Source organism: Streptomyces sp. NPDC059788 (assembly GCF_042732265.1).
In the GTDB taxonomy this organism is placed as follows: Bacteria; Actinomycetota; Actinomycetes; order Streptomycetales; family Streptomycetaceae; genus Streptomyces.
In genome coordinates this window covers 74,583-100,815 of sequence record NZ_JBHWHY010000032.1, presented here as the reverse complement: position 1 = coordinate 100,815, position 26,233 = coordinate 74,583, and the positions used below count along the sequence as shown (strand labels likewise).

General features: G+C 72.1%; 25 protein-coding genes. 7 read left to right on the top strand and 18 right to left on the bottom strand.

Annotated elements, in window-relative coordinates; all coding sequences use genetic code 11:
• Positions 1-119 precede the first annotated feature (119 nt).
• Positions 120-920 (bottom strand): SigE family RNA polymerase sigma factor, encoded by an 801-nt coding sequence (locus ACFV57_RS26815; RefSeq protein ID WP_385237439.1) that lies wholly within the window; start codon positions 918-920, stop codon positions 120-122.
• Positions 921-1,170: 250 nt separating this feature from the next.
• Between ACFV57_RS26815 and afsQ1 the strand changes: the two genes are divergently transcribed.
• The 5 genes from afsQ1 to ACFV57_RS26790 all read left to right on the top strand — a co-directional run bounded on the left by afsQ1 (position 1,171) and on the right by ACFV57_RS26790 (position 5,257).
• Complete coding sequence (gene afsQ1, locus ACFV57_RS26810) at positions 1,171-1,848, top strand: two-component system response regulator AfsQ1 (RefSeq protein WP_004571966.1); 678 nt, start codon at positions 1,171-1,173, stop codon at positions 1,846-1,848.
• Positions 1,845-3,641 carry an ATP-binding protein gene (locus tag ACFV57_RS26805; protein WP_385237435.1) on the top strand — a complete coding sequence of 599 codons (1,797 nt, stop codon included), beginning with the start codon at positions 1,845-1,847 and terminating at the stop codon, positions 3,639-3,641. The genes afsQ1 and ACFV57_RS26805 overlap by 4 nt, the downstream gene beginning before the upstream one ends.
• Positions 3,638-4,330, top strand: a complete 693-nt coding sequence (locus ACFV57_RS26800) for a hypothetical protein (RefSeq protein WP_385237432.1) — start codon at positions 3,638-3,640, stop codon at positions 4,328-4,330. The genes ACFV57_RS26805 and ACFV57_RS26800 overlap by 4 nt, the downstream gene beginning before the upstream one ends.
• Positions 4,331-4,449: 119 nt before the next feature.
• On the top strand, positions 4,450-5,001 hold the full coding sequence (locus ACFV57_RS26795) for a VanZ family protein (protein WP_385237429.1): 552 nt from the start codon (positions 4,450-4,452) through the stop codon (positions 4,999-5,001).
• Between the two features lie 49 nt (positions 5,002-5,050).
• A complete protein-coding gene (locus ACFV57_RS26790) occupies positions 5,051-5,257 on the top strand; it encodes a PspC domain-containing protein (protein ID WP_385237426.1) in 207 nt (68 codons plus the stop codon).
• Between the two features lie 117 nt (positions 5,258-5,374).
• On the opposite strand, the gene ACFV57_RS26785 is transcribed toward ACFV57_RS26790, so the two are convergent.
• Complete coding sequence (locus tag ACFV57_RS26785) at positions 5,375-5,656, bottom strand: hypothetical protein (protein WP_385237423.1); 282 nt, start codon at positions 5,654-5,656, stop codon at positions 5,375-5,377.
• Between the two features lie 139 nt (positions 5,657-5,795).
• Complete coding sequence (locus ACFV57_RS26780) at positions 5,796-6,956, bottom strand: adenosine deaminase (protein WP_385237420.1); 1,161 nt, start codon at positions 6,954-6,956, stop codon at positions 5,796-5,798.
• Between the two features lie 103 nt (positions 6,957-7,059).
• Here ACFV57_RS26780 and ACFV57_RS26775 point away from each other — a divergent pair, with 103 nt between their 5' ends.
• Positions 7,060-7,827, top strand: a complete 768-nt coding sequence (locus tag ACFV57_RS26775; protein WP_385237417.1) for an alpha/beta hydrolase — start codon at positions 7,060-7,062, stop codon at positions 7,825-7,827.
• 93 nt (positions 7,828-7,920) lie between these two features.
• Here ACFV57_RS26775 and ACFV57_RS26770 read toward each other — a convergent pair whose 3' ends face one another.
• Positions 7,921-8,955, bottom strand: a complete 1,035-nt coding sequence (locus ACFV57_RS26770) for a LysR family transcriptional regulator (protein ID WP_385237414.1) — start codon at positions 8,953-8,955, stop codon at positions 7,921-7,923.
• Positions 8,956-8,990: 35 nt separating this feature from the next.
• Here ACFV57_RS26770 and ACFV57_RS26765 point away from each other — a divergent pair, with 35 nt between their 5' ends.
• Positions 8,991-10,325, top strand: coding sequence for an MFS transporter (locus ACFV57_RS26765; protein ID WP_385237411.1), 1,335 nt, complete (start codon positions 8,991-8,993; stop codon positions 10,323-10,325).
• Between the two features lie 60 nt (positions 10,326-10,385).
• On the opposite strand, the gene ACFV57_RS26760 is transcribed toward ACFV57_RS26765, so the two are convergent.
• From ACFV57_RS26760 to ACFV57_RS26695, 14 genes are all read right to left on the bottom strand, one after another.
• Positions 10,386-10,979, bottom strand: coding sequence for a Uma2 family endonuclease (locus ACFV57_RS26760; RefSeq protein ID WP_385237408.1), 594 nt, complete (start codon positions 10,977-10,979; stop codon positions 10,386-10,388).
• A gap of 92 nt (positions 10,980-11,071) precedes the next feature.
• On the bottom strand, positions 11,072-11,413 hold the full coding sequence (locus ACFV57_RS26755; RefSeq protein WP_385237405.1) for a DUF3140 domain-containing protein: 342 nt from the start codon (positions 11,411-11,413) through the stop codon (positions 11,072-11,074).
• A 5-nt stretch (positions 11,414-11,418) separates the two neighbouring features.
• Positions 11,419-11,643: a DUF2945 domain-containing protein gene (locus ACFV57_RS26750; protein WP_385237403.1), complete on the bottom strand. Its 225-nt coding sequence runs from the start codon at positions 11,641-11,643 to the stop codon at positions 11,419-11,421.
• Between the two features lie 111 nt (positions 11,644-11,754).
• A complete protein-coding gene (locus tag ACFV57_RS26745) occupies positions 11,755-13,032 on the bottom strand; it encodes a thymidine phosphorylase (protein WP_385237400.1) in 1,278 nt (425 codons plus the stop codon).
• 167 nt (positions 13,033-13,199) lie between these two features.
• The gene (locus ACFV57_RS26740; RefSeq protein WP_385237397.1) at positions 13,200-13,610 is read right to left on the bottom strand and encodes a cytidine deaminase; all 411 of its coding nucleotides are present in this window, start codon (positions 13,608-13,610) and stop codon (positions 13,200-13,202) included.
• Positions 13,607-14,890 carry an ABC transporter permease gene (locus ACFV57_RS26735; protein WP_385237394.1) on the bottom strand — a complete coding sequence of 428 codons (1,284 nt, stop codon included), beginning with the start codon at positions 14,888-14,890 and terminating at the stop codon, positions 13,607-13,609. The genes ACFV57_RS26740 and ACFV57_RS26735 overlap by 4 nt, the downstream gene beginning before the upstream one ends.
• Positions 14,887-16,017, bottom strand: coding sequence for an ABC transporter permease (locus ACFV57_RS26730; RefSeq protein ID WP_385237391.1), 1,131 nt, complete (start codon positions 16,015-16,017; stop codon positions 14,887-14,889). Before ACFV57_RS26730 ends, ACFV57_RS26735 begins: the two co-directional genes overlap by 4 nt.
• Positions 16,014-17,525, bottom strand: coding sequence for an ABC transporter ATP-binding protein (locus ACFV57_RS26725; RefSeq protein ID WP_385237389.1), 1,512 nt, complete (start codon positions 17,523-17,525; stop codon positions 16,014-16,016). Before ACFV57_RS26725 ends, ACFV57_RS26730 begins: the two co-directional genes overlap by 4 nt.
• Positions 17,526-17,851: 326 nt before the next feature.
• Complete coding sequence (locus ACFV57_RS26720; RefSeq protein WP_385237386.1) at positions 17,852-18,883, bottom strand: BMP family protein; 1,032 nt, start codon at positions 18,881-18,883, stop codon at positions 17,852-17,854.
• 831 nt (positions 18,884-19,714) lie between these two features.
• Entirely contained in the window at positions 19,715-20,938 is a 1,224-nt protein-coding gene (locus tag ACFV57_RS26715) for an amidohydrolase (RefSeq protein WP_385237503.1), read from the bottom strand.
• 127 nt (positions 20,939-21,065) lie between these two features.
• Complete coding sequence (locus ACFV57_RS26710) at positions 21,066-22,340, bottom strand: hypothetical protein (RefSeq protein ID WP_385237383.1); 1,275 nt, start codon at positions 22,338-22,340, stop codon at positions 21,066-21,068.
• 183 nt (positions 22,341-22,523) lie between these two features.
• On the bottom strand, positions 22,524-23,456 hold the full coding sequence (locus ACFV57_RS26705; protein ID WP_385237380.1) for an N-acetylneuraminate synthase family protein: 933 nt from the start codon (positions 23,454-23,456) through the stop codon (positions 22,524-22,526).
• Between the two features lie 21 nt (positions 23,457-23,477).
• Positions 23,478-24,731: a cytidylyltransferase domain-containing protein gene (locus tag ACFV57_RS26700; RefSeq protein WP_385237377.1), complete on the bottom strand. Its 1,254-nt coding sequence runs from the start codon at positions 24,729-24,731 to the stop codon at positions 23,478-23,480.
• A gap of 53 nt (positions 24,732-24,784) precedes the next feature.
• Complete coding sequence (locus tag ACFV57_RS26695) at positions 24,785-26,113, bottom strand: DUF6716 putative glycosyltransferase (RefSeq protein ID WP_385237374.1); 1,329 nt, start codon at positions 26,111-26,113, stop codon at positions 24,785-24,787.
• Positions 26,114-26,233 lie beyond the last annotated feature (120 nt).

Below are 26,233 nucleotides of genomic sequence, written 5' to 3'. Positions count from 1 at the left end.
CAGCGGGCCCCGATGGCGAAGGAGCGGATTCGCCCCGGACCCCCCGGCCGGCCGAACCCGCTCCTCATCCCCCCGTATCCCCCCTCGGTTCTCCCCCGTGTCCCCCGCTTTCCCCGCCCTCAGGCCACCAGCTCGCCGAAGGACTCCTGCTCGTCACGGCCGAAGCTGAGGACATCGTCCTCGCGCAGCCGGCGCAGCGAGCGCCAGATGCTGGACTTCACCGTGCCGACACTGATGTTGAGAATGTCCGCGATCTCCGGGTCCGTACGGCCCTCGTAGTAGCGCAGCACCAGCATCGTGCGCTGCGTCTCGGGCAGCCGGGCCAGCGCCTGCCACAGCACCGCGCGCAGCTCCGTGCCGCGCATCGCGTCCGCGTCCCCGGCCGTCTCCGGCAGCTCCTCGGTCGGGTACTCGTTCAGCTTGCGGCGGCGCCACGCGCTGATGTGCAGGTTGGTCATCGTGCGGCGCAGGTAGCCGCCCAGCGCCGCCTTGTCGCTGATCCGGTCCCACGCCCGGTAGGTCGAGAACAGCGCACTCTGCAGCAGGTCCTCGGCCTCGAAGCGGTCACCGGTCAGGTGGTAGGCGGTGGCGTACAGGGAAGCGCGGCGCTCCTGGACGTAGGCGGTGAACGCCGCGGCGGCGTCCCCCGTTTCCTCCGCCTGCGACGCGGAGCGCCGTTCCCCCGTGCCTTCCCTGTACGCCGGTCCGCCGGCGGAACCGCCGTCGCCCCCGTCGGTTCCCCCGTGCCCCCCGTCATGCTGCGTCATCGCGTCGATCGCGACCATGTAAGGGATGCGATGACGTCCGGTGCCGCGAGCGCACCCCCGCCCGCCCACGGCACCGGACTTCTCGGCGGCCCGGCCGACATCGTGCAGACGCGTGATGACTGCGCTGGTAGTGGTGCTGTGCAGTGTGTTCATCGCGCGCCCCCCGTCGGTAGACCCTGCTCTTGGTTCGTGATGGGAAAAGCCTGCCGGAGCAGTTTCATGACGCTGTCTGCCGTCTGTCACAGCCCTGTCACAGCGGGAGGGTCGGGGTGTGCGCACCGCCCGCACACTCCCCGGGCGCCGGGCGAGTCGGGGGCGGGGCCCGGTACGGGGCGGGGTACCGGCACCGCGCGGACACCGCGCCGGTCGAAGTCGTGGTCGCCCATGGGCCAGAATGGCCGGTGTGCCTTTCCTGTTGCTGATCGAGGACGACGACGCCATCCGCACGGCCCTCGAACTCTCCCTGTCACGCCAGGGTCACCGTGTGGTGACCGCGGCGACGGGCGAGGACGGCCTGAAGCTGCTGCGCGAGCAGCGCCCGGACCTGATCGTGCTGGACGTGATGCTGCCGGGCATCGACGGTTTCGAGGTGTGCCGGCGGATCAGGCGTACGGACCAGTTGCCCATCATCCTGCTGACCGCCCGCAACGACGACATCGACGTGGTCGTCGGGCTGGAGTCCGGCGCGGACGACTACGTGGTCAAGCCGGTGCAGGGCCGGGTGCTGGACGCCCGTATCCGGGCCGTGCTGCGGCGCGGGGAGCGCGAGTCCAACGACGCGGCGACGTTCGGTTCCCTGGTCATCGACCGATCGGCCATGACCGTCACCAAGAACGGCGAGGACCTCCAGCTGACCCCCACCGAACTGCGCCTGCTGCTGGAGCTGAGCCGCCGCCCCGGGCAGGCACTGTCCCGGCAGCAGCTGCTGCGGCTGGTGTGGGAGCACGACTACCTCGGTGACTCGCGCCTGGTGGACGCGTGTGTACAGCGGCTGCGGGCGAAGGTGGAGGACGTGCCGTCCTCGCCGACCCTGATCCGTACGGTCCGTGGTGTCGGCTACCGGCTGGACACCCCACAGTGACGAAGCGCTCGCCCGGTCCGGACACGGACCGTGAGGACGGCCCGCCGGGCGGGGCCCGGCAGGGCGCGGGCAGGAAGGACGAGGACGTGGCGGGCCGTACGGGCGCCGAAGCGGCCGGGGACGGCGAGGGCGCGCCGAGGCGCCCCTCCTTCGCCCGGCGGTGCGTGCGGGCGCTCGGCCTGCTGCGCTGGACCAGCCTGCGGTTGCGGCTGGTCGTCGTCTTCGCGCTGGTCGCGCTGACCGCGGCGGTCTCCGCCTCCGGCATCGCGTACTGGCTCAACCGCAACACCGTGCTGGACCGCACCCAGAACTCCGCCCTCAACGACTTCCGCAAGTCGCTGGAGGACAGCACCCGTTCGCTGCCGCTGCGCCCGCGCTGCGCGGAGCTGCAGGACGCCGCGCGGCAGATGGCGGGCGGGCCGCAGAACTACGCCGTCCTGCTCGTCGCGCAGGGCGAGGACGGCAAGCAGTGCGCCGCGTCCACCGACAAGGACCTCCTCACGCCCCGCACGGTGCCCAAGTCGCTGACGACGGCGGTCAACGAGAAGCGCGCGCTCGACGACGGCAACAGCGCCCCGTACCACATGTACTGGCAGCGCAAGGAGCTGCACGACACCCCGTACCTGGTCGCCGGGGCCCGGATGAACGGCGGCGGACCGACCGGCTACATGGTCAAGTCGCTGGCCACCGAGCGGCAGGACCTCAACTCGCTGGCGTGGTCGCTGGGCATCGCCACGGCGCTGGCCCTGGTCGGCTCGGCGCTGCTCGCGCAGGCCGCCGCGACCACCGTGCTGCGGCCCGTGCAGCGGCTGGGCCACGCGGCCCGGCAGCTGGGCGAGGGCCGGCTGGACACCCGGCTGCGGGTGACCGGCACCGACGAACTCGCCGACCTCTCGCGCACCTTCAACCGTACGGCCGAGCGCCTGGAACAGCGGGTGGCGGAGCTGAGCGGACGCGAGGCGTCCTCCCGCCGGTTCGTCGCCGACATGTCGCACGAGCTGCGCACGCCGCTGACGGCGATCACCGCGGTCACCGAGGTGCTGGAGGAAGAGGAGGACTCCCTCGACCCGATGATCGCGCCCGCGGTGAAGCTGGTGGTCGGCGAGACCCGGCGGCTGAACGACCTGGTGGAGAATCTGATGGAGGTGACCCGCTTCGACGCGGGGACGGCGCGCCTGGTGCAGGACGACGTGGACGTCGCGGACCAGGTGACCGCGTGCATCGACGCGCGGGCGTGGCTGGACGCGGTGGAGCTGGACGCCGAGCGCGGCATCGTGGCCCGCCTGGACCCGCGCCGCCTCGACGTCATCCTCGCCAACCTCATCGGCAACGCGCTCAAGCACGGCGGCTCGCCGGTCCGGGTGTCCATCCGCACCGAGACCACGCCGGACGGCAAGGATCTGCTGATCCGGGTACGGGACCACGGGCCCGGCATCCCGGAGGAGGTCCTGCCGCACGTCTTCGACCGCTTCTACAAGGCCAGCGCGTCCCGGCCGCGGTCGGAGGGCAGCGGCCTGGGCCTGTCGATCGCACTGGAGAACGCCCATATCCACGGCGGCGAGATCACGGCGGCGAACTCGCCGGAGGGCGGCGCGGTCTTCACCCTGCGGCTGCCGGTGGGGACCTCCGACCCGCTGACGGACCCGGCCCAGGACGCGGGCACCGACGCGGACGCCGGTCCCAGTGGCACGGGGCCCGGGGAATCCAAGGAGTCAAGGGAGCCCAAGGAGTCGAGGGAGCCCGGGGAGCCCAGGGAGCCCCGCGGCGACGCGGAAGGCGGTGACGGCCGATGACACGGCACATCCGTACCCGTATCCCCAGCCGTACGCGCACCCGCACCCCGTCCGGCACCCGGACCCGGCTCCGCCCCCGGCGCCGGGCCGCCGCGCTGACGGCCGTGGCCCTGGCCGCCCTCGTGCCGGCCCTCGCGAGCTGCGGCATCCGCGGTACGTCGGTCCCGGTCGACGCCGGGAACGCGCCCTCACGCGTCAGCTGCAAGGTTCCTGCAGGCTCCGTGGCCCCCGCGCAGCCCGACAGCTCCCCCGTCACGGTCTACCTGGTGTGCAGTTCGACACTGGCGCCGGTGGAACGGGCCGTGACGTATCCCAAGCAGAAGCCCGCCGACCGCCTCCAGACGGCCCGCGCCCTGCTGGACGAGTTGCAGGAGCAGCCGGGGCCGGTCGAGGAAGAGGCCGGGTTCAGTACGGCGGTGCCCGAGGACCTGGAGGTCGGCGGGCCGCGCGCGGGCGATCCGCAGGGGACGCTGCGGCTCAGTGCCCGGCCGGAGGATCTGCCGTCGTACGCGCTGGCCCAGATCGCCTGCACCTTCGGCGAGAGCGCGGCTCTGGGCCGGACGCACGCCGCGGTGCTGGGCGGCCCCGGGGACGCCCGTCCGCAGCGCTTCGCCTGCACGGCGGACGTGCGGACCGATCCGGAGAGCGCGCAGAGCGCCGGCTGGGGCAGCCCCGTACCGTCCGGCTGACACCGCGCGGGGGCGGCGGAACCGGCAGCGATACGCGGCGGTACGGACGGCGGAACCGGCTGCGGTACGGGCGGCGGCCTTACGGAACCACGGCTGCCGGTCGGTGCGTCCTGCCCTGTGTGCAGGGTCTTGGTCGCGGCGGTACCGCCGCCCTCCGTATACGCGCAGCGGGAGCCGTCCTCCTCGTCGCGCATCTGCTGATCGTCGGCTGGCTGACGCTGCGCCCCCGTACGGTCCCGTGGGTGCCCGCCGCGAACCTCCGGCCGCTGGCGACGATCCGCGCCGAGCTGGCGCACGGCCCGTGGGAGGCCGTGCAGAGCCTGGGGGGCGCGGTGCTGCTGCTGGCGCCGCTGGGCATCCTGCTGCCGATGGCAGCGGGGCGCCTGAACGTTTCTCCGCTGGGCTCCCTGACGCGTACGGTCTTCACCGGCGCGATGGTCTCGCTGGGCATCGAGCTGCTGCAGGCCGGGGTGCCCGGCCGGGTCTTCGACGTGGACATGGTGCTGCTCAACACCACCGGGGTAGTACTCGCGCACCTGCTGGTCGTACCAGGGTGGCGGTCCCGGCTCCGCCGCAGGGAGGACACCCCCGCCCGGCCCACCCCCACGATGGCCAGGGTGCATATCGCACCGCAGGCCGACGCCCTGTCGGGCTCCCGGACCTACCTTTGAGACATCGGGGCACACGGTCCCGAACCCGGTCGAGAAGGAGTCGAGACCCATGGCCGCCGCACTGGTCCGCCCGCGTAACAACAGGATGATCGCCGGAGTGTGCTCGGGGCTGGCGCGGCGCTTCGGCACCACACCCGCCACGATGCGCGTGATCTTCCTTCTCTCGTGTCTGCTGCCCGGCCCGCAGTTCCTGCTCTACCTGGGCCTGTGGCTGTTCATACCGTCGGAGGACAAGGCCCGCAGCACCGCCTGGTAGCCGGCCAGGGCACCGCACCCGGGCCGGGAAGCCCGGGGCGCCCGCACACATGGCCGTGCCCCGGACCGTACGCGCAGTACGGTCCGGGGCACGGCCATGTCCCGCTCCGGGACGGGCTCAGCCGATGGGCAGGGCCTTGGTGATGCCGCCGGCGGGCAGGCCGCCGAGCAGGTTGCCCTTGTTGTTGGCCTTCAGGTTGTGCTCGGGGCCACCGTGGTCGCCGGTGATGCCCTTGGTGGTCTGCTCGACCGGCAGGCTCTGCAGCGCTCCCGAGACGTTGCCCGGCACGCTGCCCGGCACGTCGGCCGTCGCGGCGGCGGAGGCCGTACCGGCAGCGGAGGCGGCGAAGGCGACACCGAGAGCGGCGGCACCGAGGGTCTTGACGGTTCCCTGCTTCATGGAAAGACATCCTTGTGATGGGAGTTCGACCGGCATCGGAATCTAGTGACGCCACCGACACGCCGCAAACACCCGCGGGGAACGGAAAACGGCCGACACTTGACACGCCGGCCGTTCGTTTTTCCCGTTCCCGCACCCGTTACTCGGAGCGATAGTCGCTGATCACCGCGGGCTCGGTGTCCACCTGCCGGAACAGCCACTCGGACCGCAGTTCCGCGTATCCGGGCTTGATGACATCGTTGATCATCGCCAGGCGTTCATCGAAAGGAATGAACGCGCTCTTCATCGCATTGACGGTGAACCACTGCATGTCGTCGAGCGTGTATCGAAATGTCGTGACCAGGTGCTCGAATTCCCGGGACATGCTCGTACCGCTCATCAGACGGTTGTCGGTGTTGACCGTCAGCCGGAACTGGAGCCGGCGCAGCAGGCCGATCGGGTGCTCCGCGTACGAGGTCGCGGCGCCGGTCTGGAGGTTGGAGGTGGGGCACATCTCCAGCGGGACGCGCTTGTCCCGTACGTAGGAGGCGAGGCGGCCCAGCTTGACCGTGCCGTCGTCCGCCACCTCCATGTCGTCGGTGATACGCACGCCGTGGCCCAGGCGGTCGGCGCCGCACCACTGGAGCGCCTGCCAGATCGACGGCAGGCCGAACGCCTCGCCCGCGTGGATCGTGAAGTGGTTGTTCTCCCGCTTGAGGTACTCGAAGGCGTCGAGGTGGCGGGTGGGCGGGAAGCCGGCCTCCGCGCCCGCGATGTCGAAGCCGACGACGCCCAGGTCGCGGTAGCGGTTGGCGAGTTCGGCGATCTCCAGGGCGCGGGCCGCGTGCCGCATGGCGGTCAGCAGCGCGCCGACGCGGATGCGGTGGCCGGCCGCGCGGGCGCGCCGTTCGCCCTCACGGAAGCCCTCGTTGACCGCCTCGACGACCTCTTCGAGGCTCAGGCCCTGCTCCAGGTGCTGCTCGGGCGCGTACCGGACCTCGGCGTACACGACGCCGTCGGCGGCCAGGTCCTCGGCGCACTCGGCCGCCACCCGCGTCAGGGCCTCGCGGGTCTGCATGACGGCACAGGTGTGCGCGAAGGTCTCCAGATAGCGTTCCAGCGAACCGGAGTCGGCGGCCTCGCGGAACCAGACGCCGAGCTTTTCGGGGTCGGTCTCGGGCAGGCTCTTGTAGCCGGTCTGGCTGGCCAGCTCGACGATGGTGGCCGGGCGCAGGCCGCCGTCGAGGTGGTCGTGCAGGAGCACCTTGGGCGCGCGGCGGATCTGGTCACCGGTCGGAAGGGTGGTGGTCTCGCTCGTCATCTCGGCACTGTAGCGCCTACGCGCGTAGAGCTTCACGAACGATACGCAACGGTGACCCGTACACGGGGTGGCCCGCACGCCGCCTTCTGCCATCGTTTCGGTCATGGCTCAGCAAGCGTTGCCGGTGCGCGGTGCCCGGCTCGGGAAACCGCGGGGAGCGGCCGGAGCGGGACAGGCGGTGTGCGGCGTCGCGCTGTTACTGCCCGAGGGCGGCCCTTCGGGTACCCGGCGGCCCTCCCCCTTGACCACCCTGGCGGCCCGGCCGCTGGCCGCCCGGCTGGCCCGCGCGGGACGGCACGAGGGCCTGGTGGCCCATGTCGTGCACTACCGCTGCCGTGGCTGGAACGGCGCGGCGGCCCACCCGGCGGCGGACGCCGCCTGGGCGCTGGAGGAAGTGGTGCGGCGCTACGGGGACGTCCCGGTCTGCCTGGTCGGTACGGGCATGGGCGCGCGCGCCGCGCTGCACGCCGCGGGCCATCCGGCGGTCAACTCCGTACTGGCGCTGGCCCCGTGGATTCCCGACCTGGGCCCGGAGGGGGTCGACTCCGTTCCGGTGAAACAGCTCGTCGGCCGGCATGTGCTGCTCGTACACGGCACGAACGACGAGCGGACCGACCCGGACCTGTCCTATCGCTACGCGGAGCGCGCCAAGAAGATCAACCGGGACGTCTGCCGCTTCGAGGTCCACTCGGACGGCCACGCCCTGTACCAGCACCGCTCCGAAGTCCTGTCCCTGGCCGCCGACTTCATGATGGGCTCGCTCTTCGCCCACGGCTACGCCCGGCCGGTGGCGGACGCGCTGGCGGCGCCGCCGCCGCTGGGGCTGCGGATGCCGCTGGCGGCGGGCTTCGGGGAGTCGCTGAAGCACTGAGGGCGGCCGGCTCGGGGCTGTCCCTTCCGGGGCAGTGGGTCCGTACGCGCTCCCCTTGCGCGGCGGTGCGTCCGTACGTGTTCCCCTCCCCGCTCACCGGGGAATCAACTGCCCCCGCCGCCCCAGCAGGAACTTCTTGAACGCCGCCACCGGAGGCGTGTCCGGGTGGCCCTCCAGCCAGGCCAGGCCGATCTCGCGGACCGCCCGCGGGGCCGTGACCGTCAGCTCGGCGACCCCCGGGCGCGGCACGGCCGGCGGCGGCAGCAGCGCCACCCCGAGACCGGCGGCGACCAGCCCGCGCAGCGTCTCGGCCTCCTCCCCCTCGAACGCGATCTTCGGGGTGAACCCGGCCTCGGCGCACAGCGCGTCGGTGATCCGGCGCAGCCCGTACCCCGGCTCCAGGGTGACGAACAGCTCCCCCGCGGCCTCGGCCAGCCGTATCCGCTTCCGGCCCGCCAGCGGATGGTCGTCCGGCACCACCAGCCGCAGCTTCTGCTCGTCCAGCCGGCGGGCGACCAGGTCGGGATAGTCCGGCACGGGCGAGGTCAGGCACAGGTCCAGATCACCCGCGCGCAGCCGCTCGATCATCGCCTCGCCGTAGTTCTGGACGAGCTGGAAGCGCACCCGCGGATGGTCGGCGCGGAAGGTGCGGATCAGACCCGGTACGGTCTCCGAGCCCATGGTGTGCAGGAAGCCGAAGGCGACCTTGCCCGCTGTGGGGTCGGTGTCGGCCCGTACGGACTCCGTGGCACGCTCGACGTCCAGCAGCGCGCGCTCGGTGGAGGCCAGGAAGGCGCGGCCCGCGGGTGTCAGGGAGAGCGTCCGGCCGTGCCGGGCGAAGAGCGCCACGCCGAGGTCGCCCTCCAGGCGGACGATGGCGCGGCTGAGCGTGGACTGCGGCATCCCCAGTTCGTGCGCGGCGCGCGTGACGTGCTCGTGGCGCGCGACGGCGGCGAACTGCGCGAGCCGGGGCGTCAGGGCCAGCGCCCAGGAGTCGGCCCCGAGATCCGCGGTCTCCGTCGGCTCGCCCGACCGCCCCCGCGTGTCTTTTCTGTTTCCGGCGTGCGTCAGAGACCGCCCTGAACTGCTGTCATGTGCCACAGCATCGATTATGGCGTTTCTATGCATTGGACGCATGAGACAGGTGAGCTTACGTTCGGATCATGCCTCCCGCTGATACCGGGGCGTCGGCAACCGTGCGCGCCGACGCCTCCGCACAGTCGTCCCCCGCTCCCTCCGCGCCGCCCGCCGCCGACGCGCGCCCGGCCGCCGACCCCGAGGCCGCCAAGCTGCACCCGGGCGGCCCCGGCTACCGCCGGATGAGCTTCGCCCTCTTCGCCGCCGGCGTCGCCACCTTCGCGCTCCTGTACTCGACGCAGGCGCTGCTCCCCGCGATCTCCGCCGACCTCGCCGTCACGCCCGACCAGGCCAGCTGGACCGTGTCGGCCGCGACCTTCGGCCTGGCCCTGGCCGTCATCCCGCTCAGCGCGCTGTCCGAACGCTTCGGCCGCCGCACGATGATGACCGCCTCCCTGTCGGTCGCCGCGGTGATCGCGATGCTGGTGCCGTTCGCCCCCGACCTGGGCTGGCTGGTCGCCCTGCGCGCCGTCCAGGGCGTGGCGCTGGCCGGGCTGCCGGCCTCCGCGATGGCGTTCCTCGCCGAGGAGGTACGGGCCAAGGCGCTGGTCGCCGCGATCGGCCTGTTCGTGGCGGGCAACAGCATCGGCGGCATGTCGGGCCGGATCGTCACCGGCTGGGTGGCCCAGGCCTGGGGCTGGCGCGCCGCGCTCGGCGCGGTCGGGCTGATGGCCGTGGTGTGCGCGGTGGCCTTCCGCCTGCTCGTCCCCAAGGCCCGGCACTTCAGCGCCCGCAAGGTCGGCCCGCGCGCGCTGGCCCGCACGCTCGGCGGCCACCTGTCCGACCCGCTGCTGCGCCGCCTGTACGGCATCGGCGCGCTCTTCATGACCGTCTTCGGCGCGGTCTACACGGTCATCGGCTACCGCCTGGTCGACGAGCCCTTCAACCTGCCCCAGGGCATCGTCGGCTCGATCTTCCTGATCTACCTCGTCGGTACGGTCTCCTCCGCCGCCGCGGGCCGCCTGGTCGGCCGCGTCGGCCGGCGCGGGGCGCTGTACCTCGCGGTCGGCACCACGGCGACGGGCCTGCTGCTCACCCTCACCGCGTCGCTCGCCGCGGTCCTGCTCGGCCTGGTCCTGATCACCGCGGGCTTCTTCGCGGGCCACGCGGTCGCGTCGTCCTCGGTCAGCCGCGCCGCGAAGACCGCTCGCGCGCAGGCGTCGGCGCTGTACCAGTGCGCGTACTACATCGGCAGCAGCATCGGCGGCGCGCTGGGCGCGATGGCGTTTTACGCGGGCGGCTGGGAGGCCACCGTGGCGCTCGGCCTGGCCGCGATGGTCGGCGCCGCGTCGATCACGCTGTACGCGACGCGGAAGGCGGCGGCGGAGCGCCGCGTACCGCACGTACAGAAGGCCGCGTAACGGCCACCCGGAACCCGAAGGGCCCGCTCTGCCACCTGTCCTGGTGGGGCGGGCCCTTCGTCATCCGACGGGGAACAGTGAGGTGTCGACGGTGACGTCGAACGGCGCGGGCAGGCGCAGTTCGTCGCCGTATTTCACCATCTCCAGCACCCGGTACGAGCCGCCCTCCGGCTCGCCGTACAGGGTCGCGGTCGGCCTGCCGGAGTGCCAGGGGTCCAGGAGGAGGTAGCGGGGGACGCCGGTGGTGGCGTAGGCGTGGAGCTTTTCTACGCGGTCGTGGTTCGCGTTGGACCGAGAGGTGATCTCGACGATGAGCTGAGCCACGTCGGCGGTCTGGCGCTCGCGCGGACGTGGCAGCAGCTTCTTCGGAATGACGGCGAGGTCGGGGATGAACAGGCCCTGTTTGCCGGGCGCCGCGAGCCCTTGGGTCTGGTAGATCCCCCAGTCCCTCGGGATGACGGTGTACAGCAGCCGCTGAAGCTCGTCCGCGGTGTCGTTGTGGTCGCTCTCCGGCGGTGGTGCCACGGTGACGATCCCCTCGATGATCTCCACCTTGCAGCCCTCCGGAGCATTGGTCTGCTCCCAGGTGCGAAGCGCCTCGTCCCAACCGGGCGTGCCGGTATGTTGGGGGCGCTCGGCGATGACTGCTGCCATGGTGTGCTCCTCTATCGGTACGTCACCGATCCCAGCATGCCGAATGGACGGGGCCTGGTCCATCGACATCGTTCATCCGAACGGGAAGATCGCTACCCCTTAAGCGGATCACGCCCCCAGTTCATCAACGAATACCGCCACGTCGACTCCTTCACATCCCCCGAAGGCTTCTGCGCGAGATGGCGGTGCACGTACCCCGTCACCTTGCGCATGTGGGCGTAATCGTCGTCCGAGAGGTCCGCGCGCTTGGTGCGCAGCAGTGAAACGATCCGGCGGCCGGACTCGTGGCCCACCGACTCGCCGCCGCCCTTGTGCTGCCCGGCTTCCTTGGACTCGTCCTTCTTCAGCCACGTCTCCAGCTCGGACGGGGACATGTTCACCGCGTCCTTGAAGTCCTGCCAGACGGTGTCCTGGTCGTCCTTCGTCACGGCCATGGCCGTCAGGAGTCCTTCTTCTTCAGGGCGCCGGGCTTGTGCACGGCGGAGCCGCCGGACTTCTCGCTGCGGACCTTGTACTGCGGTTCGTCCGGCGACGCGTCCACCGTCCGCCCCGCCTCCTCCGTACGCCCCGTGATCTTCTTCTCCACCTTGCCCACGGCTTCGCCGCCGTGGCTCTTCCAGGTGACCTTGTCGCCCTTGCCGAAGCCGTCCTTCTTCTTCGCCATCGCCGGTCTCCTCCCGGTCAGGTCCTTCCAGGACATCACCGGACGGGGCGCGGCGCGCGTCGGGCGCGCCCCGGAGAGGAGCGCGCCCGACGGCAGCGGTGGGGTGCGGTATCAGCCGATGCGGTCCAGGACGACCGGGCGCGGGGTGAAGTCCGTGCCCGGCGGGGCGATGAGGACGCCGCCGTCGAGGGCCTCCAGGGCGTACGGGAGCTTTTCGGGGGTGTCGGTGTGGAGGGTGAGCAGGGGCTGGCCCTCCTTGACCTCGTCGCCGGGCTTGGCGTGGAGTTCGATGCCCGCGCCCGCCTGGACCGGGTCCTCCTTGCGGGCGCGGCCGGCGCCCAGGCGCCAGGCGGAGACGCCCACGGCGTACGCGTCGAGGGTGGTGAGGACGCCGGACGCGGAGGCGTTGACGGTGTGCTGTTCGCGGGCGACCGGGAGCGGGGCGTCGGGGTCGCCGCCCTGGGCCTGGATCATGCGGCGCCAGTGGTCCATGGCGGAGCCGTCGGCGAGGGCCTTGGCCGGGTCGGCGTCCTTCAGGCCGGCCGCGTCGAGCATTTCGCGGGCGAGCGCGAGGGTGAGTTCGACGACGTCGCGCGGGCCGCCGCCGGCCAGCACCTCCACCGACTCGCGGACTTCGAGGGCGTTGCCGGCGGTCAGGCCGAGCGGGGTGGACATGTCGGTGAGCAGCGCGGAGGTCCGTACGCCGTGGTCGGTGCCGAGTTCGACCATGGTGGTGGCCAGTTCGCGGGCGTCCTCGATGTTCTTCATGAAGGCGCCGGAGCCGACCTTGACGTCCAGGACGAGCGAGCCGGTGCCCTCGGCGATCTTCTTGGACATGATCGAGGAGGCGATGAGCGGGATGGCCTCGACGGTGCCGGTGACGTCGCGCAGCGCGTACAGCTTCTTGTCGGCGGGGGCCAGGCCGTCGCCCGCCGCGCAGATGACGGAGCCGACCCGGTCCAGTACGTCCATCATCTCGGCGTTGGACAGCAGGGCGCGCCAGCCGGGGATGGCCTCCAGCTTGTCGAGGGTGCCGCCGGTGTGGCCGAGGCCGCGGCCGGAGAGCTGGGGTACGGCCGCGCCGCAGGCGGCGACCAGGGGCGCGAGCGGCAGGGTGATCTTGTCGCCGACGCCGCCGGTGGAGTGCTTGTCGGCGGTGGGGCGGGCCAGGGCGGAGAAGTCCATCCGCTCACCGGAGTCGATCATGGCGGCGGTCCAGCGGGCGATCTCCGTACGGTTCATGCCGTTGAGGAAGACGGCCATCGCCAGGGCCGACATCTGCTCGTGGGCGACCTCGCCGCGCGTATAGGCGTCGATGACCCAGTCGATCTGCTCCGGGGTCAGCTCCTGCTTGTCGCGCTTCGCGCGGATGACCGAGATGACGTCCATCTGGGCTTCCTTTCGTGGAACGGCCGGCTCAGCCCGTCCCTGTACCCGGGAACGACGCGGCGAGCGGGCCTGAACAGTTCTACACGCATAGAGCCCGGAGATCGAGGGTCCCGGACGGTCCCGCACACCCGTACGGCGGTACGGGACCAAGGTCCCCGGAGAGGCCGCTAACGGCCCAGGTGCTGGGGGCCGAACGCGTCGGGGAGCAGGGTGTCCAGGCGCCGGACGCCCGCCTCCCCCGCGTCGACCAGCAGGTCGGGCCCGCCGTGCTCGTACAGCAGCTGGCGGCAGCGGCCGCACGGCACCAGCAGCTCGCCCCGGCCGTCCACGCAGGTGAACGCGGTCAGCCGGCCGCCGCCGGTCGCGACCAGCGCGGAGACCAGGCCGCATTCGGCGCACAGGCCGAGTCCGTACGAGGCGTTCTCGACGTTGCAGCCGACGACCGTACGGCCGTCGTCGACCAGGGCCGCCGCGCCGACCGGGTAGCCGGAGTACGGGGCGTACGCCCGGGACATCGCGTCCCGGGCCGCCTCGCGGAGCTCGTCCCAGTCGACCGGCACCTGTCCATCGTGCGTCATGTGCCCTGCCCCCGCCGGTACGGCCTGCCATTGGCCTTCGGGGGCCGCAGCCGCTGCGCGAACAGGGCCAGCACCAGCAGCGTGGCGATGTACGGGCTGGCCTCGACCAGCTCCAGCGGCACCGCGTCGGTCGCGAAGTACCAGAGCACGAGGAGCACGGCCGCGGCGCCGGAGACCGCCGCCTGCGCGCGCTTGGCGGCACGCAGCCGGAACAGCGCCAGGACGGCGAGCAGCGCCGCCAGGCCGAGCAGCAGCGCGTGCACGGTCGGGCCGCCGCTGCGCAGCTGCATGGCGTCCATGAAGCCGAACAGTCCCGCGCCCATCGCGACGCCGCCGGGCCGCCAGTTGCCGAAGATCATCGTGGCGAGGCCGATGTAGCCGCGGCCGCCGGTCTGGCCGTCCTGGTAGAAGTGCGTGCTGATGGAGAGGAACGCGCCGCCGAGCCCGGCCAGCGCGCCGGAGACCAGCACGGCCGCGTACTTGTACGTGTAGACGTTGACGCCCAGCGACTCGGCCGAGACCGGCGCCTCGCCGCAGGAGCGCAGCCGCAGGCCGAAGGACGAGCGCCACAGCAGGTAGAAGGTGCCGACGAAGAGCAGGACGGCCAGCACGGTCAGCCAGGAGACGTTGGTGACCAGGCCGCCGAGGATGCCGGCCACGTCCGAGACGAGGAACCAGTGGTGGTTCTCGACCGTCTGGAGCCAGTCCGAGAGGCCCGGGATGCTGAACGTCGGCATGTCGGCCATCGGCGGCGACTGCTTGTCGTTGCCGCCCGCCCGCATCGCCGCGCTGCCCTCCGCGCCGAACCACAGCGTGGCCAGGTACTGCGTCGCGCCGAGCGCCAGGATGTTGACCGCGACGCCGGAGACGATGTGGTCGACGCCGAAGCCGACGGTGGCGATCGCATGGATCAGACCGCCGAGCGCGCCGCCGAGGATGCCGACGGCCGCGGCGGCCCACGGGCCGTGCTGCCAGCCGACCCAGCCGGCCGCGAACGAGCCGAGCATCATCATGCCTTCGAGGCCGATGTTGACCACGCCGGCCCGCTCGGCCCACAGGCCGCCGAGACCGGCCAGGCCGATCGAGGTGGCGGCGGCGAGCGCCGCGCTGAACTGACCCGCCGAGGTCAGGTCGTCGGTGCCGGTGACCGCGCGCAGCAGGGACACCGCGACGATCGCCCCGGCGATGATCAGCAGGATGACCGGGTAGGTCAGCTTGCGGCGACTGCCGCCGGACGCACCGGCGCCGGGCCGGGCCGCGGGCTTGAGTTCGGTGCTCACGCGGTCGCCTCCGCCTTGTCGTTCTCACCTGGGTTGGTACGGGCCTGGGCGGCCAGTTCCTCGCCGACCTTGCGCTGCTGGGCGCGCAGCCCGTACCGGCGCACGATCTCGTACGCGATGACCACGCACAGCACGATCACGCCCTGGATCACGCCGACGATCTCCTGCGCGTACCCCTCGAACTCCAGTCGGGAGCCGGTGCGGTCGAGGAACGCCCACAGCAGCGCGCCGAAGGCCATGCCCACCGGGTGGTTGCGGCCCAGCAGCGCGATGGCGATGCCGGTGAAGCCGATGCCGGCCGGGAAGTCGGTGCCGTAGTTGAAGGACTCGCCGAGCAGCGTCGGCATGCCGACCAGGCCCGCGGCGGCGCCCGACAGCAGCATGGAGATGACGATCATCCGCTTGACGCTGACGCCGCTCGCCTCGGCGGCCGGCTCGGAGGTGCCCACCGCGCGCAGGTCGAAGCCGAAGCGGGTGCGGTTGAGCACGAACCAGTAGACGAAGCCGGCCAGCGCCGCGATCACCACGAAGCCGTACACCGGCTTGGGGTCGGTCGGGAAGGTGAAGAAGTGGCTGGACTCCGGCAGGAACCTGGTGTGCAGGAGGTTGCCGTCCTTGATGGCGAGGCGGCCGTCCTGGAGGAAGTAGCCGATCACCGAGGCCGCGATGGCGTTCAGCATGATCGTGGTGATCACCTCGCTGACGCCGCGCGAGGTCTTCAGTACGCCGGCGATGCCCGCCCACAGCGCGCCCACCAGCATCGCGATCACGATGAGCAGGATGATCTGGAGCGCGCCGGGCAGCGCGATCGCGCCGCCGACCGCGGCGGCCGCGAAGGCCGCCAGCCGGTACTGCCCGTCCACACCGATGTTGAACAGGTTCATCCGGAAGCCGATGGCGACCGCCAGCGCCGACAGGTAGTACGGCACCGCCTTGTTGACGATCCAGACCTGGCTGTCGCTGTAGTGGCCGTAGTCGGCCATGATCCCGTAGGCGCGCAGCGGGTTCTCGCCCGAGGCCAGGAAGACCAGCGAACTGATGACGAACGCGGCGGCGATGGCCAGCAGCGGCGCCGCGAGCGCCAGCAGCACCTTGTCCTTGGTGAACGACCTGGTCAGCGTCTTCACTCCCGGTCACCACCCTCGCGCGTGTCAGCGTCTTCAGCGGTGAGGTGACCGCTGGCGGCACCGGTCATGGCCGAGCCCAACTCCTCCGGGGTGATGGTCGCGGGGTCGGCGTCCGCGACCAGCCGGCCCCGGTACATCACCCGCAGGGTGTCGGAGAGCCCGATCAGCTCGTCCAGGTCAGCAGAGATCAACAGGACCGCCAGGCCCTCCCGGCGCGCCGCGCGGATCTGCTCCCAGATCTGCGCCTGCGCGCCGACGTCCACGCCGCGCGTGGGGTGGGCGGCGATCAGCAGCTTGGGGTGGTGGCTCATCTCCCGGCCGACGATCAGCTTCTGCTGGTTGCCGCCGGACAGCGAGGCCGCCGTCACCTCGATACCGGGCGTCCGTACGTCGTACTCGGCGACGATCCGCTCGGTGTCCTTGCGCGCCCCGGCCAGATCCAGCAGCCGGCCCTTGCTGTTGGGCCGCTCGGTGACGTGGCCCAGGATGCGGTTCTCCCACAGGGGCGCCTCCAGGAGCAGGGCGTGCCGGTGGCGGTCCTCGGGCACGTAGCCGATGCCGCCCTCGCGGCGCCTGCGCGTACTGGCCCCGGACAGGTCCTGTCCGTCCAGCGTCACCGCGCCGCCGTCCAGGGCGCGGGTGCCCATGATCGCCTCGACCAGTTCGGCCTGGCCGTTGCCCTCGACGCCGGCGACGCCGAGCACCTCGCCCTTGTGGATGGTGAAGGTGATCCCGTCCAGCACGGTCCGTACGACCCCGTCGGAGTCGGTGGCCGTCAGCCGCAGGTCCTCGACGCCCAGCATCGGCGTGTCCGTCACCGTCGACTCGCGCGTCTCCGGCGACGGCAGCTCGCTGCCCACCATCAGCTCGGCGAGCTGCTTGGGCGTGGTCTTCGACGGCTCCACGGACGCGACGGTGGTGCCGCGGCGGATGACCGTGATGTCGTCCGCGACGGACAGCACCTCGCCCAGCTTGTGCGAGATGAAGATGACGGTCAGGCCCTCGGACTTCAGCTCCCGCAGGTTGTCGAAGAGCGCGTCCACCTCCTGCGGGACGAGGACCGCGGTCGGCTCGTCGAGGATGAGCGTACGGGCGCCGCGGTAGAGGACCTTGAGGATCTCCACCCGCTGGCGGTCCGCGACACCGAGGTCCTCTACGAGGACGTCGGGCCGTACGCCGAGCCCGTACGCGTCGGAGATCTCCATGATCTTGGCGCGGGCCCTGGCGGCGATGCCGTGCAGCTTCTCCGCGCCGAGGACGACGTTCTCCAGGACGGTGAGGTTGTCGGCCAGCATGAAGTGCTGGTGCACCATGCCGATGCCGCGGGCGATGGCGTCCGCGGGGGTGCTGAGCGCCGCCTGCTCGCCGTCGAGCGTGATGGTGCCCTCGTCCGGCTTCTGCATGCCGTAAAGGATCTTCATCAGCGTGGACTTGCCCGCGCCGTTCTCGCCGCACAGGGCGTGCACGGTGCCGCGGCGCACGGTCAGATCGATGTCATGGTTGGCCACGACACCGGGGAAACGCTTGGTGATACCGCGGAGTTCGACGGCTACGGGGCTCGGCTGGGCCGAGCGGCTGATCGTGGGTGCTGCGTTGATGGCGCACTCCCCTCGGGGATTTGTGTCCTGGACATGTCCTGGGCGGACGGCGTGTTCCGGGCGGACGGCGGTGGCGGTCGCCGGTCGCGGTCGCCGTCGTCGCCGAGGACGCGGGCGCGGGTACGGGTACGGGTACGGTACGGCCGCGGGTGGTTCGGCCGTGGTACGGGGCCGCGGCCGCGGTGGGGGCAGGCCGGTGCCGGGCCGCGGTGCGGTCCGGCACGGTCGGCGCCCTGCTACGGCGTCTCCTTGACCTTCACCTTGCCCTCGACGATCTTCTGCCGGGCGGCGTCGATCTGCGGCTGGATATCCTTGATGAAGCCGCCCGACGTGGCGAGCGTGACGCCCTTCTTCTTCATGTCGTACGCGTGCACGCCCGTCAGCGGCTTCTTGTCCTCGACGCTCTTGATCAGGTCGTAGACCGCCACGTCGACGTTCTTGACGACGGACGTCAGGATGCAGTCCTTGTACTTCGCCAGCCCCGGCTGCAGATACTGATCGGAGTCCACGCCGATCGCCCAGGCGCCCTTGCGCTTGCTGATCGCCTCGATGGCGCCCGCGCCCGACTGGCCGGCCGCGGAGTAGATCACGTCGATCCCGCTGTCCAGCATGCCGCCGGCCTTCGCCTTGGCCGCGGCCGGGTCGTTGAACCCCTTGTCGTTGTTCGGGTACAGGTACTGCGAGGTGACCTTGGTCTTCGGGTCGGTGTCCCGTACACCTTGCTCGAACCCGGCCTGGAACTTCTGGATCAGCGCGTTGTTCACGCCGCCGATGAAGCCGACCTTGTGGTTCTTGCTCTTGAGCGCGGCGGCGACGCCCGCCAGGTACGAGCCCTCGTGCTCCGCGAAGACCATCGCGTCCACGTTCTTGCCCTGCGGCACCGCGTCGACGACCCCGAACGTGGTCTCCGGGAAGTCCTTGGCGACGTTCTCGATCGACCGGCTGTAGGCGAAACCGACGCCTATGACCGGGTTGTACCCGGCCTCGGCGAACGATGTGAGCCGCTGCTCACGGTCCGCCTCCGTCTCGCCGTTCTTCGCGGTGAGCATCTTGACGTTGACGCCCAGCTTCTTCCTGGCGTTCTCGGTGCCGCGGGCGGCCGCTTCGTTGAAGGAGTGGTCGTCCCGCCCGCCGATGTCGAACGCGAGCCCGACACCGGCGTGGCTGGCCCGGTTCGCCTCGGCGAAGCTCTGGCCGCAGGCGGTGGCGGTGACCGCGAGAAACGCGGAGGCGCTGGCCGCGGCGGCAAACCTGGTGACGCGACGCAAGGCCTGTCCCTTCGCTGATAGCGCCCACGGTGGCGCTGGCTTGACGGGAGATTAACGCGCGTAGACCTGGCGCAAAACCCTTCGCCATGTGGCCGTTATCTGATTGTTCCTCCCCGGGGGCGGGGGCCCGGTTCATGGGTTCACGTTGTGGGGGTGTGCGGTTTGCGCTTCGCGCGGGGGTTGCGCTGTCGCGCGGGTCGCGTTGGATTCGTTCTGGGGGCGGGGGTGCGCAGGGGGCCAACTCCTCGACACCGTGCACGGCGACGGGGACGTAGTAGTGAACCCAGATACCCGGCTGCTCTGCGGGGATGGCCCCCTACGCACCCCCTCCGGCCGGTTTGGCGCGTGCGGGACAGCTGGGGGGGAAGATTTCGATCACCCTGGTCGGCGCCCCACCATGCGGTGAGGCTCGCGGTGCGAGAGGGGCGGGAGGCCTGCCCACCAGCCGGGGAGGGGGACGGGCCCCTGGGGCTCCCCACCCCGCCCGCCCCGCTCCGCGCGGCGAGCCCACCCACTGCGCTCCGCGCAGCGGAACCGCCCCTGTGCTCCGCGCAGGGGCCCCGGGCCCGGTCCAGCGCTCCGCGCCGGACCGGGCTGTGTGGTTCCCAGCCACGTCGTACGGATAGTCGCCCACGGCGCGGGGCTCGGGTCCACGCAGGGGTCTCCCCGCAGAGCAGCCGGGTATCTGGGTTCACAATTACGTCCCGGATGACGTACACGGTGTCGAGGAGTGACCCCTGCGGGGACCCGAGCCCCCCACCCACCGGGCAGACAGCGCACAACGCGCACCCCCACACGGCAACCCGAACAACCGCGCCAAAGGCGCGACCGCTAAGCCAACATCACCGCCGCCGTAAACAGCTCCACCCCCGCGCGCACAGCGCTCTCGTCCGCGTCGAAGTCGCCCCGGTGGAGGTCGTAGCGGACGGTGCTGCCCGGTGGCCGTACGCCGAGGCGGGCCATCGCGCCGGGGACGCGCTCCAGGTACCAGGAGAAGTCCTCGCCGCCGAGGGACTGCTCGGTGCCCTCGACCGCATCCGCCCCCCGCCGCGCAGCCATCGCATCGCGGAGGAGCTGGGTGGAGACCGGTTCGTTCACCACCGGCGGCACTCCCCGTACGTACGTGATCTGGCACTTCGCCCCGTGCAGCGCCGCCACCTCGTCGATCGCCGCGTGCACCAGGTCCGGCGCCTCGCGCCACGCGTCCAGGTCCAGGCAGCGCACCGTACCGGCGAGCTCCGCGTGCTGCGGGATGACGTTGCAGGCGTGGCCGACGTCCAGGCGGCCCCAGGTCACCGCGAGCCCGGACCGGGTGTCGACGCGACGGGACAGCAGTGCGGGTACGTCGACGGCGACCCGGGCGGCGGCCGTGACCAGGTCGGTGGTCAGGTGGGGCCGGGCCGTGTGGCCGCCGGGGCCGTCGAGGGAGACTTCCAGGCGGTCGCAGGCGGAGGTGATCGCGCCCGTGCGCAGGCCGATGCGCCCGGCGTCCACGCGCGGGTCGCAGTGCACGGCGAGGATGCGCCCGACGCCGTCCAGCGCCCCGGCGCCGATCGCGTCGGTGGCGCCGCCGGGCAGCACTTCCTCGGCGGGCTGGAAGAGCAGCCGTACGGGGCGCGGCAGCCGCCCTTCGCGTGCCAGCTCGGCGAGGACCAGGCCCGCGCCGAGGACGACGGTGGTGTGCACGTCGTGGCCGCAGGCGTGTGCGCGGTTGGGGACCGTGGAGCGGTAGGGCACCGTCTTCACGTCGGGGATCGGCAGCGCGTCGATGTCGGCGCGCAGCGCGAGAAACGGACACGCGCCGTCCCATGGTGCGAGGCCGGGCGTGATGTCACAGATCAGGCCGGTGCCGGTGGACAGTACGCGTGGCGAGAGGCCGGCCTGCTCCAGACGCGCCTTGAGGGCGGCGGTGGTGCGGAATTCCTGGTTGCCCAGTTCGGGGTGCATGTGCAAGTCGCGTCGGAACGCGATGAGTTCGGCGCACAGCTCTTCCGGCAGCGCGCCGGGCAACGGTTCCCCGTCAGGGGCGTCATCGGTTTCGGCCTCGCGGGACATCAAGTGGCTCACCCGTTGAAGGGTACGGGGGCAGATGGGACAACTGTCCCTCGATCAACAAAAGTTCAGCCCGTTAGGGGAAGAATATCTAGGCCGCCCGGCGCATGGAGCGTTCATCACAGGGGTATCAGTACCGGTTCCACTTCTTTCCGGAACCAGAAGTACCGGAACCGGAGGTACCGGAGTCGGGAGGGTTCGGGGCGGGGCCGGCGGAGTCCGGTGGGGCCGGTGCGGGACCGCCCGACGCGGGAGCCATGTCGCCGGGCGCCGCCTCCCGGACCTCCGGCGCCACAGGCGCCGTCGGCAGGCGCCGTACTCCCCGTGCCGTGCCGGTCACCCCGGACAGGAAGTCCTCGGCGCGTGGCGATGCCTTGCCGGTCAGCCAGGACGGGTCGATGTCGCAGACGGCTACGCCGACGCCGGTTCCGGCGAGGGCGAGTGGCAGCGTGTGGACGACGGTGGACGGGAAGCTGAGGATCTGGCGGCCGACGGGGCCGCGGCGGGCGATGAGTTCCAGTGGGAGGTCGGGCCGGACGACTTCCAGGCGGGTCTCGGTGGCGATCCGGTGGAGTTTGGCCGCGGACTCGCGCCGGTGGGCGAAGTAGCGGGTGGCGCCGTGGTCGCGGGCGAGCGCGCCGACGGCTTCCAGGTAGCGGTCGGCGTCGACGACGCCGGTCTCGACGAGGGAGGTGCCGACGATGTCGGTGCCGCGGGTGAGGCGTGGCGGCCCGAACCGCCGTCTGGTCCAGGCGAATTCGTTCGAGAGGATGCGGATGCCGGGTGGTGGCGCGACGGGCATGGAGGTGAAGAGGGCGACGGTGCGCCGTCCGCCTTCGGGGGCGGGGGTGAGGCGGCGGCGGGCGGCGGCGGAGAACGGTGCGAAGATCAGGTCGCGCGGTCCGCGTCCGCCGCCGTGGCGGTGCCACCGTACGAGGCGTTCGCCGTTGGCCAGTTGGGTGATGAACTCCATCGTGGCGGTGCCGTCGTCCACCACGACCAGGTCGCGGGCGCGGGTGAGGGTGAGCAGCAGCTGGACGTAGCGCGAGAAGGGGTCGCCGATGACGACGCGGCCGGCCCGCCGCAGCCGGGGGGTGAGGCCGCCGATGGTGCGCAGGGGCGCGCCCGCTCCGCCGCGCGCCTCCTCCCACCGTACGGAGAAGCCCTCTTCGCGGGCCAGTTCGGCCATGCGCCGGAGCTGGCCGCGGGTCATCGGGTCGTGCGGGGCCAGGACGACGACGGTGAGGGCCGTGGCCTGTTCGCCGTACGCCCATTCCAGGACGTTCAGCAGCTGTACGGGGCTCTCGACGAAGGCGAGGGTGCCGGCGGCGGCGCGCCGGGCCGCCCGTTTGGCCGCCCGCCCGACAGCGCGGGGGCCCGGTGCCGCGGCCTCGCCCCCGGTCACGGTCCGGTTCGCGGCGGATCTGCGGCGCTGCCGGGGTACCCCCAGGAGGCGGCGGGCGGGAGTTCCCGCCGCCTCCTGGGGCGGGCCACAGGCCCCGTCTGGATGGCTCACGGTGTGTACGTCCCGTCCGTCAGGCGTCAGGAGCAGTCGTGCGGGGCAGGCGCGGCCGTACGGGTACGGGCGTCAGGCCGAGACGGGCTCGCGGCCGGCGGCCTCCACCTCGGCGACGACGCCGGCCACCCGGCGCAGCTTCTTCATCGGGCCGAGCTCGCTCTCGTAGACCTTCTTGACGCCGTCGCCGAGGGAGTCCTCGATGGTGCGGATGTCGCGGACGAGCCGGGTCAGGCCCTGCGGTTCGACGGAGGCGGCCTGGTCGGAGCCCCACATGGCGCGGTCGAGGGTGATGTGGCGCTCGACGAAGGCGGCGCCGAGGGCGACGGCGGCGAGGGTGGTCTGCAGGCCGGTCTCGTGGCCGCTGTAGCCGATCGGGACGTTGGGGTACTCGGCCTGGAGGGTGTGGATCATGCGGAGGTTCAGCTCTTCGGCCTTGGCGGGGTAGGTCGAAGTGGCGTGGCACAGGACGATGTTGTCGCTGCCCAGGACCTCGACGGCGTGCCGGATCTGCCGGGGGGTGGACATGCCGGTGGAGAGGATGACCGCACGGCCGGTGGCGCGCATGGCGCGCAGCAGTTCGTCGTCGGTCAGCGAGGCGGAGGCGACCTTGTAGGCGGGGACGTCGAACTTCTCCAGGAAGGCGACGGACTCGACGTCCCAGGGGGAGGCGAACCAGGCGATGCCGCGCTTCTTGCAGTACTCGTCGATGGCGCGGTAGCCGTCCTCGTCGAACTCCACGCGGTGGCGGTAGTCGATGTAGGTCATCCGGCCCCAGGGGGTGTCGCGCTCGATGTCCCACTGGTCGCGCGGGGTGCAGATCTCGGGGGTGCGCTTCTGGAACTTCACGGCGTCGCAGCCGGCGTCCGCGGCGGCGTCGATCAGCGCGAAGGCGTTCTCCAGGTCGCCGTTGTGGTTGATGCCGATCTCACCGGTGACGTAGACGGGGCGGCCGGGGCCGACGAGCCGGTCGCCGAGGGTGCGCAGGCGGGAGTTGCTGGTCATCGTGGGAAGTTCCTTACTTCGTTAGAGGGTCGGGCCGAGAATCCACGAGGCGATCTCGCGGATCGCGCCGCTGCCTCCGGGGGTGGAGGTGACGGCGCGGGCGGCGCCGCGTACGACGTCGTGGGCGCCGGCGACCGCCACGGGCCAGCCGACGAGGCCGAAGCACGGGAGGTCGTTGACGTCGTTGCCGACGTAGAGCACGCGCTCGGGCGCGATGCCCTGTTCCTCGCACCACTGCTTGAGCGCGAGGTCTTTGCGGTCGATGCCGTGGAGCACGGGCAGGCGCAGCTTCCGGGCCCGTGCGGCGACGACCGGGTTCACTTCCGTGGACAGGATGAGCAGCTTCAGCTCCGCCTTGCGCAGGGCGGCGATGCCGAGGCCGTCGCCGCGGTGCACGGCGACCATCTCCCGTCCGTCGGAGTCGACGAGCACCCGGTCGTCGGTCTGGGTGCCGTCGAAGTCGAGTACGACCGCGTCGATGTCGTCGCGGGTCGGCAGGGCGCCGGGGCGCGCGGTGTCGAGCAGCGGCGCGAGGGCGCGGGCGCGGGCCAGGTCGTGCGGGTCGTCGACCTCCAGCACGCGGGCGGGGTCGGTGTGGACGAGTTCCGTACGGCCGAAGAAGCGGTGTCCCGCGCTGCGGAAGCCGGCGGCGTCCATGGCGTAGGCGGCGCCGGTCTCCAGGAAGTCCTGGGGGCGGTCCTGGCGGCGGGGGCGGAAGGACTTGTCGTGGTTGACGCCGGTGCCGGAGCTGGTGCCGGACGGTCCGGGTCCGGCGCCCGGGGCCGCTGCCTCGACCGCGGCGTCCGCCCCTTCCCGCCACACGAAGCCGTGGAACGGCGCCACCGTCAGCGCGCTGTCCGCGCCGGACTCGACGACCGCGGCGGCGACCGCGTCGATGTCCTCGCGGACGAGGAAGGGGCTGGTGCACTGGACGAGCAGGACCGCGTCGACGGGTTTGCCGTGCTCGGCCTCGTACGCGTCCATGGCGTGCAGCACGGCGGCCTCGCTGGTGGCGGTGTCGCCCGCGATGTCGCCGGGGCGGCGTACGACGACGGCGCCCGCGCCGCGGGCCGCGCCGGCGATCGCCGCGTCGTCCGTCGAGACGACGACGTCGGTGACCAGCCGGGCCGCGCGGCATTCGCGGACCGCGCGGGCGATCAGCGGGACGCCGCCGACCGCGGCGAGGTTCTTGGCGGGTACGCCCTTGGAGCCGCCGCGGGCGGGGATGACGGCGACGACGGTGGGCGTGGCCGTACGGCTCGGTGAGGTCGGCATTGCGGGCTCCTTCCGGGGGCCGTGCGGGCTCCGGGGGCGGGCGGGTGGACTGCTCACAGCTGCCCCCAGCGGCGGATGGCGGGGGCGACGCGCTGGACGCCGTGGCGGTAGGCGCCGCGGGCGGCGTCGCGCACGGTGTCGCGGGCCAGCCGGCGCAGTCCGCCGGGCTCGGCGGTGTCGGCGGTCTGGCCGGGCAGCGGGGTGCCCTGGGGGTCGAGGCCGTAGCGGGCGAGGATGCCGAGGAGGTAGCCGGGGGCGGTGCGGGGTGTGTAGTACGGGGTGAGGGACGGCAGGCGGTCGGCGGCGCGCAGCGCGGTGACGCGGTCGCGGGCGGCGTCGAAGGCGGTGGCGTATTCGGCCCCGGGCGCGACGCCCTGGCGGGCCAGCCAGTCCGGGTCGGGTGCGGGGCGGTGTCCGGCGTCGAGTTCGTCCCAGGAGGCGAGGCAGCCGGAGCCGAGGAAGTGGTGGTTGCCGAGGGCTTCGCGGATGCCGAGGTCGGTGAGGACGGCGGTGGGGATGCCGCGGTGCAGGGATTCCAGGGCGGCGGTCGAGCTGACGGTCACCAGGAGGTCGGTACGGTCCAGGACCTCCCCCATGTTCCCGTAGGCCAGGCGGCAGTTGGGGGGCAGGCCGCCGGGGAGGCGGGCCGCCAGTTTCTGGTACGGGAGTTCCTCGATGTGCGTGGTGTGTTCGCCGGGTTTGCTGCGCAGCTTGACCAGCACCTCGCGGCCGGGGTTGCGGCGGGCGTGGTCGGCGGCGCGGCGCAGGAGGTACGTACGGTCATCGCGGCGGTCCGGTACGGAGGGCTGGGCGGCGAAGACGACCGTGTAGGGGCGGTCGCCGTCGGCGGGCTCGTAGGGGGCGCCGCCGAGGAAGGGCAGGGCGCATTCGACGACGCTGCCGCCGTCGGCGCCGACGCCTTCGTACACCGCGCGGAAACGGTCCGCGTCGTGCCGGGAGTTGGCGAGGACGACGTCCGCGCCGTGCCGCAGGAGCAGGCCGTCGGCCAGCTTCTCGTAGACGACGCCGACGTAGCCGGTGACGACGGCGGGCCGCCGGGCGGCGCCGTGCCAGGCGCGGGCGAGGCCGTGGAGCATGGCCTGTACGGCGCCGCCGACGCAGGCGAGGACGACCACGTCGTACCGCGTGGTGTCCTTCATCAGCTCCAGGAAGTCCGCGCCGCGGATCTCGCGCAGCGTTTCCGCACGGGCGCCGACCTCGTCGAGCTGGCGGACCGTGGGGGTGGCGCGGCCGCGGAGCAGATATCCGTCCAGACGAATGTCCGATTGAATGCGGTACGCTGTCAAAGCGCCCCATTTCCAGCGGGTATCCGAATCCGCGAGCACCGCGACGCGCGGCTGGGAAGTGGTACGAGTGGGCACGACGAAAACGCTAGGAAGGCGTTCCGTTCAGCGGGCCAACTGCATCGCAACAACGGGTTAACAGCGCATCGCCGGACGGCGAACCGGCAGGCCGAATTACCGGGTTAACCATCCCGCCAT

Excerpts from the sequence above, each read along its gene's own strand:
- ACFV57_RS26815 (WP_385237439.1), bottom strand. The coding sequence starts at position 920 with ATGAACACACTGCACAGCACCACTACCAGCGCAGTCATCACGCGTCTG.
- ACFV57_RS26800 (WP_385237432.1), top strand. The coding sequence starts at position 3,638 with ATGACACGGCACATCCGTACCCGTATCCCCAGCCGTACGCGCACCCGC.
- ACFV57_RS26790 (WP_385237426.1), top strand. The coding sequence starts at position 5,051 with ATGGCCGCCGCACTGGTCCGCCCGCGTAACAACAGGATGATCGCCGGA.
- ACFV57_RS26785 (WP_385237423.1), bottom strand. The coding sequence starts at position 5,656 with ATGAAGCAGGGAACCGTCAAGACCCTCGGTGCCGCCGCTCTCGGTGTC.
- ACFV57_RS26780 (WP_385237420.1), bottom strand. The coding sequence starts at position 6,956 with ATGACGAGCGAGACCACCACCCTTCCGACCGGTGACCAGATCCGCCGC.
- ACFV57_RS26775 (WP_385237417.1), top strand. The coding sequence starts at position 7,060 with ATGGCTCAGCAAGCGTTGCCGGTGCGCGGTGCCCGGCTCGGGAAACCG.
- ACFV57_RS26770 (WP_385237414.1), bottom strand. The coding sequence starts at position 8,955 with ATGCATAGAAACGCCATAATCGATGCTGTGGCACATGACAGCAGTTCA.
- ACFV57_RS26765 (WP_385237411.1), top strand. The coding sequence starts at position 8,991 with ATGCCTCCCGCTGATACCGGGGCGTCGGCAACCGTGCGCGCCGACGCC.
- ACFV57_RS26760 (WP_385237408.1), bottom strand. The coding sequence starts at position 10,979 with ATGGCAGCAGTCATCGCCGAGCGCCCCCAACATACCGGCACGCCCGGT.
- ACFV57_RS26755 (WP_385237405.1), bottom strand. The coding sequence starts at position 11,413 with ATGGCCGTGACGAAGGACGACCAGGACACCGTCTGGCAGGACTTCAAG.
- ACFV57_RS26750 (WP_385237403.1), bottom strand. The coding sequence starts at position 11,643 with ATGGCGAAGAAGAAGGACGGCTTCGGCAAGGGCGACAAGGTCACCTGG.
- ACFV57_RS26745 (WP_385237400.1), bottom strand. The coding sequence starts at position 13,032 with ATGGACGTCATCTCGGTCATCCGCGCGAAGCGCGACAAGCAGGAGCTG.
- ACFV57_RS26740 (WP_385237397.1), bottom strand. The coding sequence starts at position 13,610 with ATGACGCACGATGGACAGGTGCCGGTCGACTGGGACGAGCTCCGCGAG.
- ACFV57_RS26715 (WP_385237503.1), bottom strand. The coding sequence starts at position 20,938 with ATGTCCCGCGAGGCCGAAACCGATGACGCCCCTGACGGGGAACCGTTG.
- ACFV57_RS26705 (WP_385237380.1), bottom strand. The coding sequence starts at position 23,456 with ATGACCAGCAACTCCCGCCTGCGCACCCTCGGCGACCGGCTCGTCGGC.
- ACFV57_RS26700 (WP_385237377.1), bottom strand. The coding sequence starts at position 24,731 with ATGCCGACCTCACCGAGCCGTACGGCCACGCCCACCGTCGTCGCCGTC.